The sequence below is a fragment of the Variovorax sp. YR752 genome, from assembly GCF_943372545.1.
In genome coordinates this window covers 1-8,917 of record NZ_CALRZC010000294.1, presented here as the reverse complement: position 1 = coordinate 8,917, position 8,917 = coordinate 1, and the positions used below count along the sequence as shown (strand labels likewise).

The window sequence follows — 8,917 nt, the reverse complement described above, 5'->3', positions numbered from 1 at the left end:
GCGCCGCGAGCCCCCATCCCAGCCTTCCCCCGGGAGGGGAAGGAGCAATGCCGGGGCACGGGGCACCGCCCGCGTTTGAGTTTCGACTTTCTCCCTCCCCTCCCGGGGGAGGGTCGGGGTGGGGGCAAGCGGCCTTCGCACATGCACCGCTTTTGCATGCGCCGCGAGCCCCCATCCCAGCCTTCCCCCGGGAGGGGAAGGAGCAAGACCGGGGCACGAAGCCCCGCCCGCGTTTGAGTTTTGACTTTCTCCCTCCCCTTCCGGGGGAGGGTCGGGGTGGGGGCAAGCGGCCTTTGCATATGCATCGCTTTTGCAAGCGCCGCGAGCCCCCATCCCAGCCTTCCCCCAGAGGGGGAAGGAGCAACACGGTGCACGCCGCGCCGCGTCGAACTTGCAGGCGACTGATCCCGCTCTACGTTTCGTCGGCGTCGTTGCCCGTCAGGGACAGCACTTCTTCGACGAAGGCCTCGAACAATGGCAACGCGGCAGGCAATCCGTCCAGCGACTCCGCCTCGCCAGCATCGAAGAAATGCGGCGTGTCGGAGGGAATGGAAACCCATTCCCCGCCCTCGAACAACAACCCAAGATACCCCTCCGCCGTCGGCAGATAGAACAGCCCCGCGCCATCAAGCGCGCGCTGCCCTTCGGCATCGCCGCGCCCCCAACGCACGCCGTGGCGCGCCAGATGCTCGGTGATCCAGCCATCGCACACATGCGTGTCGCGCCAATTTGCTTGCGCATCGAATACGGCCAGCACGGGCATGGGGCGTCCTTCGCTGAAGCGTGACTGATGGATTACTGCAGGAAGCTGGGCTTGGCGTAGCCCTGGAACTTGCTGTCGACCACCGCCTTGAATTCCTTCGAGCGGTAGGCGTCGGCGATGTCCTTGGCCCAGGCGGCGTTCTTGTCCGCGCTCTTCACGGCGACCACATTCAGGTAGTAGTCGGGCGTCTTCTCGAGCACCACGGCCTCGGTGAGCTTCAGGCCCGACGAGATCGCGAAGTTGCCGTTGACGATGGCGTACTCGGTGTCCCCCAGCGAACGCGGCAGCTGCGCAGCCTCGAGCGGAATGAACTTCAGCTTCTTCGGGTTCTCGGCCACGTCCTTCTCCGACGCGCGCAGCGGGTCGATGCCGGCCTTGATCGTGACCAGCTTGTTCTGCTCCAGCAGCACCAGTGCACGCGCCAGGTTGCTCGGGTCGTTCGGCAGCGTCACACGGTCGCCTTCCTTCACGTCGGCCAGCGTCTTGCGCTTGGTCGAGTACACGCCCATCGGCGCGATCGGGCCCTGCACCAGCTCGGCGAGGTCGAGCTTCTGGTCGACCGAGAACTTCTGCAGGTAGACCCGATGCTGGAAGAAGTTGGCGTCGAGCGAGCCCTGGGCCAGCGCGAGGTTGGGCTGCACGTAGTCGTTGAACTCGACCAGCTTCACCTTGTAGCCCTTCTTCTCGAGGATCGGAATGATGCCGGCCTTGAGCTGGTCGGCGTTGGAGCCGGCGGTGCCGCCGATCACGAGGTTCTTCTTGGCGTCTTGCGCCTGCGCCGACAGCGAGAGGCCGCCGAACGACAGCGCGACGAGGGAAACGGCGAGAACGGAACGGCGCAGCAGTGCGGTTTTCATGGAATGAGCAGAGAAAGAGAAAGGAAAGAAGAAAGAGACATCAACGCTTGTCGAGCCGGCGCGCCGTGGTGTTGCCCACGAACTGCAGGATCTGCACCAGCACCACGAGCAGCGCCACGGTGAGCACCATCACGTCGGTCTGGAAGCGGTAGTAGCCGTAGCGGATTGCCAGGTCGCCGATGCCGCCGCCGCCCACCACACCGGCAATCGCCGAGTACGACAGGAAGCTCACGGCCAGCACGGTGAGCGCGAGCACCAGGCCCGAGCGCGCCTCGACCACCAGCACGCGCCAGACAATCTGCAGCTCCGACGCGCCCATGGCATGGGCCGCCTCGATCACGCCGCGCGGCACTTCGCGCAGGCACTGGTCGACCAGTCGCGCAAAGTACGGAATGGCCGCGAACGACAGCGGCACGGCGGCCGCCAGCGGGCCGATGGACGTGCCGGCGATCACCCGCGTGAACGGCACCAGCGCCACCAGCAGGATGATGAACGGGAAGGAACGCACCGTGTTCACGATCCAGTTGAGGATCAGGAACGCCGGCTTGTTTTCGAGCGACTGCCCCGGCCCCAGCAGGAACAGCAGGATGCCCAGCGGCCCGCCGATGAGCACCGCCGCCGACAGGCCGATGGCCAACATCAGGAAAGTCTGGCCCGTGGCCGTCCACAGCTCGGGAAGGATGGGGGTGATGTTCTCAAACATAGGCCAGCTCCTGCGCGTTGCGCTGTGCGGTCGCCACGCGCGGCGCCACGGGTTCGCGCGCCTCGCGTTCGCGGCGGCGCACCAGTTCGTCGATCTCGCGGCCCAGCGCGGTCTTGCGCTCTTCGCTCGGGGCATCGACCGCGAACTGCTCGATGAGGCGGCCCTTTTCGAGAATGGCCACGTTGCGGCACAGCACCTCGACCACCGAAAGCTCGTGCGTGACGATCACGATGGTCACGCCGATCTTCTGGTTGATGTCGCGCAGCGTTTCGAGCAGCGCGCGGGTGGTTTCGGTGTCGAGCGCCGAGGTGGGCTCGTCGCACAGCAGCACCTGCGGACGCGACGCCAGCGCGCGCGCAATGGCCACGCGCTGCTTCTGGCCGCCCGACAGCTGGGCCGGGTAGGTGTCGATCTTTTCAGCCAGGCCGACGAGGTCGAGGCACTCGCGCACCCGCTCGTTGATCTCGGCCTTGGAGTGGCGGCCGTGGATCTTCAGCGGGAAGGCCACGTTGTCGAACACCGTAGCGTTCTGCAGCAGGTTGAACTGCTGAAAGATCATGCCGATGTTCTGGCGCGTGTCGCGCAGCTCGCGGCGCGAGAGCGTCGTGAGGTCGCGCCCGCCGACGAACACCTGGCCCGCATCGGGCCGCTCCAGCAGGTTGATGAGGCGCAGCAGCGTCGACTTGCCGGCACCGCTCTTGCCGATCAGGCCGAACACGTCGCCCTGCTGGATGTCGAGCGACAGCGATTGCACGGCATCGAACACCTCGCCGCTGGGCAAGGCAAACGACTTCTGCACCGATTGAAGACGGATGACCGGCGCCGCGTTGCCGCGGGCCGCATCAGGCGAAGGGAAGGTCATGAAAGAAGGCGCGGGCCGCAAGGGCGCGATCGCGCAGGTTCGCAAAAAGGTGCCGAGTATGTAAAGAAAGAGACCGAAAGGGAACGAACAAATCGGCTCGTGCTTATATGAAAAATCAGATAAGAAAGACCACATAAGCCGAGTGGATGCCATATCGATATGAGGATTGGTTCGTTCCCGATCCGCGGCGGCAATGCCACATTCGGCGCCTTCATTTCTTTCGATTTCGCGCCACCATGCATTCCACTTTCCGCCGCCGCAGCCTCGTGCTCGCCACCCTGGCCACCGCACTTTTCGCGGGCAACGCCGCCTTTGCGCAGGACAACAAGAACACCGTCAAGGTCGGCATTTCCGTCGGCAGCGCCGAGCAGGTGTTCGAGGTGGTCAAGAAGGTCGCCGCCAAGGACGGCCTGACCGTCCAGGTCGTGGTGTTCAACGACTACCAGCTGCCCAACGCGGCGCTGGCCGCCGGCGACCTCGACGCCAACGCCTTCCAGCACCAGCCCTTCCTGGACAACCAGATCAAGGCGCGCGGCTTCGACCTCGTGCCCGTGGGCCTGACCATCACCGCGCCGCTGGGCTTCTACTCGCGCAAGCTCAAGTCGATCGACCAGCTGGCCGACGGCGCCTCGGTCGGCATCCAGAACGACCCGTCCAACGGCAACCGCGCCCTGCTGCTGCTGCAACAAGCCAAGCTCATCACCCTCAAGCCCGAGGCCGTGAAGAACAACAACGCCACGCCGCTGGACGTGGTGACCAACCCAAAGAAGCTCAAGCTGGTGTCGCTGGACGCCGCCCAGCTGCCGCGCTCGCTCGACGACCTGGCCATTTCGGCCATCAACAACGACTACGCCGAGAAGGCCGGCCTGTCGTTCGGCAAAGACGCCGTCATCAAGGAATCGGCCCAGAGCCCCTACGCCAACCTGATCGCCGTGCGCCGCGCCGACAAGGACAAGCCCTGGGCCAAGCGCCTCGTGGCGGCCTACCAGTCGCCGGAGGTGCGCAGCTTCATCGAGACGCAGTTCAAGGGGTCGTTGATTCCGGCGTTTTGAGTTTGTCTTTCCCCTCCCGGGGGAGGTTGGGTGAGGGCACGACGGCGCTCGCAAGGGGCGCTCTGCCCGCCCCCATCCCAGCCTTCCCCCAGAGGGAGAAGGAGCAATACAGGGATGCTCCTGGGAAGGTTGGCGGACCGTGAGAAAATGACGGGTTCCCCCGAACACCAACCTCACACAGTCAGGACACCCCATGGACGCAGAACAGATCAACCAAATCGACGCAATGCTCGCGGACCTGAGCGTCCGTACGGTCGATTTACGGAGGTATCTTTGACTACGATGCCAAAGCTGAACGACTGAGGACAGTCAACGCATCGCTCGAAGACCCGAACGTCTGGAACGACCCGAAGAAGGCCCAGGAACTGGGCAAAGAGAAAAAGTCGCTCGACGACGTGGTCGTAACGCTCGACCGTCTCACCAACGGGCTGTCGGACAACACCGAGCTCTTCGAAATGTCGAAGGCCGACGGCGACATGGACGGCCTGCAGGCCATTGCCGATGACGCCGCCACGCTCGAAGCCGACATCAAGCAGCTCGAATTCCGCCGGATGTTCAACAACCCGGCCGACCCGCTGAACGCCTTTGTCGACATCCAGGCCGGCGCCGGTGGCACCGAGGCCTGCGACTGGGCCAGCATGCTGCTGCGCCAGTACCTGAAGTACGCCGAGCGCAAGGGCTTCAAGACGCAGATCGAAGACGAAACGCCCGGCGACACCGCCGGCATCAAGGGCGCGACCATCAAGGTCGAGGGCGACTACGCCTTCGGCCTGCTGCGCACCGAGACCGGCGTGCACCGCCTGGTACGCAAGTCGCCGTTCGACTCGTCGGGCGGCCGGCACACCAGCTTCGCCTCGATCTTCGTGTACCCCGAAATCGACGACTCGATCGAGATCGACATCAACCCTTCGGACGTGCGCACCGACACCTTCCGCGCCTCGGGCGCCGGCGGCCAGCACATCAACAAGACCGACTCGGCCGTGCGCCTCACGCACATCCCGACCGGCATCGTGGTGCAGTGCCAGGACGGCCGCAGCCAGCACAGCAACCGCGACGTGGCGTGGAAGCGCCTGCGTTCGCGCCTGTACGACCACGAGATGCGCAAGCGCCAGGAAGAGCAGCAAAAGCTCGAGGACAGCAAGACCGACGTGGGCTGGGGCCACCAGATCCGTAGCTACGTGCTGGACAACAGCCGCATCAAGGACCTGCGCACCAACGTCGAAGTCTCGGCCACGCAGAAGGTGCTCGACGGCGACCTCGACGTGTTCATTGAAGCTTCGTTGAAGCAAGGCGTTTGAGTCCCATCCGCGCTGCCATGAAGCTGACCAACGTCTCCATTCGCCACTTCAAAAGCCTGTCTGAGGTAGATGTGGAATTGCATCCGCGAGTGACCGTGGTGGTGGGGCCGAACGCAGTGGGCAAGAGCAATTTTGTGGATGCTCTGCGATTCTTGCGGGATGCTGCGACAAGCAGTTTGCAGGATGCGATTGCACGCAGGGATGGCATCGCGCGGATTCGCCCTCAGAACATGGGCATTCATACGCCGATCGAACTGCGGGCAAGGTTGACGCATCCGACGGGTGCAGCCAGCAGTGATCTGAATTACTTCGAGGTAATTACAACCGGCTCGACCAATGACAATTCGTTGGCATTTGCCGAACTTGAATCGCCTGAACGGCTGATCCACGACATTCAAGACTGGAAGTTCTCCGCCTTGAATGCTCACACTCTGCGCACCCTGTCTGCGCAAGACACCGACGAGCCCCTTCGCGAAGATGGCTCCAACTGGGCCTCTGTCATCCGTGCAGCCAAGCGCAGCAGCAAAGGCCGCCAGATGCTGGAACGCATCACGGAAATGATGCAAGTTGTTTTGCCGGATTTTCAGGGTGTGTCGGTCATCAGCGCGGGCAGCTATCTCGTACCTCAATTCAAGTTTGGCCAAGATAAAAGCAGCACGCGCACGTTCGACCCGGTGCAGCTGTCTGACGGCACGCTGCGCATCTTCGGAATCTTGCTCTCCCTCTATCAATCTCCCACGCCATCGCTGATGGTCATTGAAGAGCCCGAGCAAACCGTTCATCCAGGCGTTCTTTCGATGCTCGCTGAGGCTTTCAAAGAAGTTTCGGAGGTCACGCAGATCATCGTGACCACCCACAGCCCGCAACTGGTCGAGCACTTCGACCCCGAACACATCCGCGTCGTCACCATGACCGATGGCGCGACGCAAATCTCGCCCATCAAGGCTGCGCAACGCGAGGCGGTTCAACGCGGGCTCATGACGCTCGGCGAATTCATGGCCGCCGAAGGCTTGCAACCGGAGACACCGTGAACAACAAGCGGTTGTTGCCGATCGTCGAAGGCGAGGGGGATGAACGCGCAGTGCCGGAGCTGTTGCGCCGCATCCTTCATCACCACGAACGATTCGATGTCGAGGTGCTGAAACCGCATCGCAGGGGAGAACTCCCCAAGGTCCGGGCCAACTTCGATCGCTTCTTCAAGACCGCACTGCTTGAAGATGCCTCAGTGATCTGCGTGTTGGACTACGACTGCGCCACGTGCGACGACGTGGAACGCGATGAACAGGAACTCAGAACGCTTGCCAATGGCGTCAATGCCCAGGCGGGGTTCGACGCGTGCCTAATCGTGAAGGAGTTCGAGTCCCTGTTTCTGTGCGATCCCGCTGCTACAAGGGCAGCGCTGCCTCTTGTTGACACGAAGCTGAACTTCCCTGCAAACCCCGAGAGCGTCAGAGACGCCAAAGGATGGCTGTCAGAAGCACAACCCAAGGGCGCCGCCTACAAACCGACTGCCCATCAGGCAAAAATCGTCTCCCACCTGAACCTGGATCATCTTCTTGAAAAATCTCCCAGCTATCGGCGCTTGGCACAGGCAGTACTGCGCCTCACCGAGGAAGCCCCGTGACCTCGCGCATTGAAGCCCTGATCTTCGACATGGACGGCACCATGATCGACTCCATGCCCTGGCATGCGCGGTCGTGGGTGACGTTTGCGGAGCGCCACGGCGTGAAGCTCGACGTGAGCGAGATCCTCGCGCGCACCACGGGCCGCACCGGCACCGAGAGCATGCGCGAGCTGTTCGAGCGCGAGCTCTCCGATGCCGAGTGCCAGGCGATGGTGCACGAGAAGGAAGAGATCTACCGCGAGCTCTTTCACGACAACTTCACCGAGGTGGCGGGCTTCACCGCCTTCGCCAAGGCCGCGGTGGCACGCGGCCTGAAGGTGGCGGTGGGCACGGCCGGCGACAGGCACAACATCGAGTTCGCCATGTCGCGCCTGAAGATGGACCCGCTGCCGCTGGCCATCGTCGGCGGCGACGAAGGCTTTTCGGGCAAGCCCACCCCCGCGATCTTTCTGGAAGCCGCGCGCCGCATCGGCGTGGCGCCTGAGCGCTGCATCGTCTTTGAAGACGCGCCCTTCGGCATCGAAGCGGCCCGCCGCGGCGGCATGCGCGCCGTGGCCGTGTGCAGCACCCATACGGCCGCCGAGCTGGCCGGCCCCCACGTGATCGCCGCCGTTCGCGACTACAACGAACTGGCCCATTCGAATTTTCTGGAGACCCTCGATGCTGCTTCAGCGTGACGCCCAAGGGCAACCCATTGCCATCCGACGCGAAGACTATGCCGCGCCGGCGTTCTGGATCGACACCGTCGACCTGACCTTCGACCTCGACCCCGCCAAGACCCGCGTGCTCAACCGCATGCAGCTGCGCCGCAACCCCGAGGTGCCGGCCCAGCCGCTGCGCCTGGACGGCGACGAGCTCAACCTGGCGCGCGTGCTCGTGAACGGCCAGGGCGCCTCGTTCCGCATGGAAGGCGACCAGCTCGTCCTGGACGGCCTGCCGTCCGCGGAAGAAGGGGCCTTCGAGCTCGAAATCTTCACCACCTGCTGCCCCATCAAGAACACCAAGCTGATGGGCCTGTTCGTGAGCGAAGACACCTTCTTCACGCAGTGCGAGGCCGAGGGCTTTCGCCGCATCACCTATTTTCTCGACCGTCCCGATGTGATGGCGATGTACACCGTCACGCTGCGCGCCAACAAGGCCGCCTACCCGGTGTTGCTGTCGAACGGCAACCTCGTCGACCAGGGCGAACTGCCCGAGGGCCGCCACTTCGCCAAGTGGGTCGACCCCTTCAAGAAGCCCAGCTACCTGTTCGCCCTGGTGGCGGGCAAGCTCGTGGCGCGCGAACAGCGCATCAAGGCGCGCAACGGCAAGGAGCATCTGCTGCAGGTGTACGTGCGCGCCGGCGACCTCGACAAGACCGAGCACGCCATGAACTCGCTCGTCAACTCCGTGCTGTGGGACGAAGCCCGCTTCGGCCTGCCGCTGGACCTCGATCGCTTCATGATCGTGGCCACCAGCGACTTCAACATGGGCGCCATGGAGAACAAGGGCCTGAACATCTTCAACACGAAGTACGTTCTGGCCAACCAGGCCACCGCCACCGACGCCGACTACAGCAACATCGAAAGCGTGGTCGGCCACGAGTACTTCCACAACTGGAGCGGCGACCGCGTGACCTGCCGCGACTGGTTCCAGCTGTCGCTGAAAGAAGGCCTCACCGTCTTCCGCGACCAGGAATTCAGCCAGGACCTGTGCGCCGACGCCTCGGCCCGTGCCGTGAAGCGCATCGAAGACGTGCGCGTGCTGCGCACCGCCCAG

General features: G+C 63.8%; 10 protein-coding genes. 6 read left to right on the top strand and 4 right to left on the bottom strand.

Annotated elements, in window-relative coordinates:
- Positions 1 to 412: 412 nt before the first annotated feature.
- The 4 genes from AAG801_RS37650 to AAG801_RS37635 are packed head-to-tail and all read right to left on the bottom strand — an operon-like array spanning position 413 to position 3,185.
- Positions 413 to 763: a hypothetical protein gene (locus tag AAG801_RS37650; RefSeq protein WP_341893009.1), complete on the bottom strand. Its 351-nt coding sequence runs from the start codon at positions 761 to 763 to the stop codon at positions 413 to 415.
- A 32-nt stretch (positions 764 to 795) separates the two neighbouring features.
- Positions 796 to 1,620: a MetQ/NlpA family ABC transporter substrate-binding protein gene (locus AAG801_RS37645; RefSeq protein WP_341893008.1), complete on the bottom strand. Its 825-nt coding sequence runs from the start codon at positions 1,618 to 1,620 to the stop codon at positions 796 to 798.
- Between the two features lie 40 nt (positions 1,621 to 1,660).
- Positions 1,661 to 2,323: a methionine ABC transporter permease gene (locus AAG801_RS37640; RefSeq protein ID WP_099791685.1), complete on the bottom strand. Its 663-nt coding sequence runs from the start codon at positions 2,321 to 2,323 to the stop codon at positions 1,661 to 1,663.
- Complete coding sequence (locus AAG801_RS37635) at positions 2,316 to 3,185, bottom strand: ATP-binding cassette domain-containing protein (protein WP_153282591.1); 870 nt, start codon at positions 3,183 to 3,185, stop codon at positions 2,316 to 2,318. The genes AAG801_RS37640 and AAG801_RS37635 overlap by 8 nt, the downstream gene beginning before the upstream one ends.
- Before the next feature lie 236 nt (positions 3,186 to 3,421).
- Between AAG801_RS37635 and AAG801_RS37630 the strand changes: the two genes are divergently transcribed.
- The 6 genes from AAG801_RS37630 to AAG801_RS37605 all read left to right on the top strand — a co-directional run.
- Positions 3,422 to 4,237, top strand: coding sequence for a MetQ/NlpA family ABC transporter substrate-binding protein (locus AAG801_RS37630; protein ID WP_099791689.1), 816 nt, complete (start codon positions 3,422 to 3,424; stop codon positions 4,235 to 4,237).
- 193 nt (positions 4,238 to 4,430) lie between these two features.
- Positions 4,431 to 5,535, top strand: a protein-coding gene (gene prfB / locus AAG801_RS37625) for a peptide chain release factor 2 (protein WP_099791691.1) whose coding sequence is annotated in 2 segments (ribosomal slippage) — positions 4,431 to 4,511 and positions 4,513 to 5,535 — 1,104 coding nt in all. Because the reading frame shifts where the segments join, the coding sequence is not laid out codon by codon here.
- A gap of 17 nt (positions 5,536 to 5,552) precedes the next feature.
- Positions 5,553 to 6,566 carry an AAA family ATPase gene (locus tag AAG801_RS37620; protein WP_341893007.1) on the top strand — a complete coding sequence of 338 codons (1,014 nt, stop codon included), beginning with the start codon at positions 5,553 to 5,555 and terminating at the stop codon, positions 6,564 to 6,566.
- The gene (locus tag AAG801_RS37615) at positions 6,563 to 7,159 is read left to right on the top strand and encodes a DUF4276 family protein (RefSeq protein ID WP_341893006.1); all 597 of its coding nucleotides are present in this window, start codon (positions 6,563 to 6,565) and stop codon (positions 7,157 to 7,159) included. Before AAG801_RS37620 ends, AAG801_RS37615 begins: the two co-directional genes overlap by 4 nt.
- The gene (locus AAG801_RS37610; RefSeq protein ID WP_341893005.1) at positions 7,156 to 7,836 is read left to right on the top strand and encodes an HAD family phosphatase; all 681 of its coding nucleotides are present in this window, start codon (positions 7,156 to 7,158) and stop codon (positions 7,834 to 7,836) included. Before AAG801_RS37615 ends, AAG801_RS37610 begins: the two co-directional genes overlap by 4 nt.
- A partial coding sequence (locus tag AAG801_RS37605) for a M1 family aminopeptidase (RefSeq protein ID WP_341893004.1) occupies positions 7,820 to 8,917 on the top strand: 1,098 nt, incomplete at its 3' end. The genes AAG801_RS37610 and AAG801_RS37605, both read left to right, overlap by 17 nt.

What these genes read in the sequence shown, in the direction of transcription:
- AAG801_RS37630 (WP_099791689.1), top strand. Translation starts at nt 3,422, where the DNA reads ATGCATTCCACTTTCCGCCGCCGCAGCCTCGTGCTCGCCACCCTGGCC.
- AAG801_RS37640 (WP_099791685.1), bottom strand. Translation starts at nt 2,323, where the DNA reads ATGTTTGAGAACATCACCCCCATCCTTCCCGAGCTGTGGACGGCCACG.
- AAG801_RS37650 (WP_341893009.1), bottom strand. Translation starts at nt 763, where the DNA reads ATGCCCGTGCTGGCCGTATTCGATGCGCAAGCAAATTGGCGCGACACG.
- AAG801_RS37645 (WP_341893008.1), bottom strand. Translation starts at nt 1,620, where the DNA reads ATGAAAACCGCACTGCTGCGCCGTTCCGTTCTCGCCGTTTCCCTCGTC.
- AAG801_RS37635 (WP_153282591.1), bottom strand. Translation starts at nt 3,185, where the DNA reads ATGACCTTCCCTTCGCCTGATGCGGCCCGCGGCAACGCGGCGCCGGTC.
- AAG801_RS37620 (WP_341893007.1), top strand. Translation starts at nt 5,553, where the DNA reads ATGAAGCTGACCAACGTCTCCATTCGCCACTTCAAAAGCCTGTCTGAG.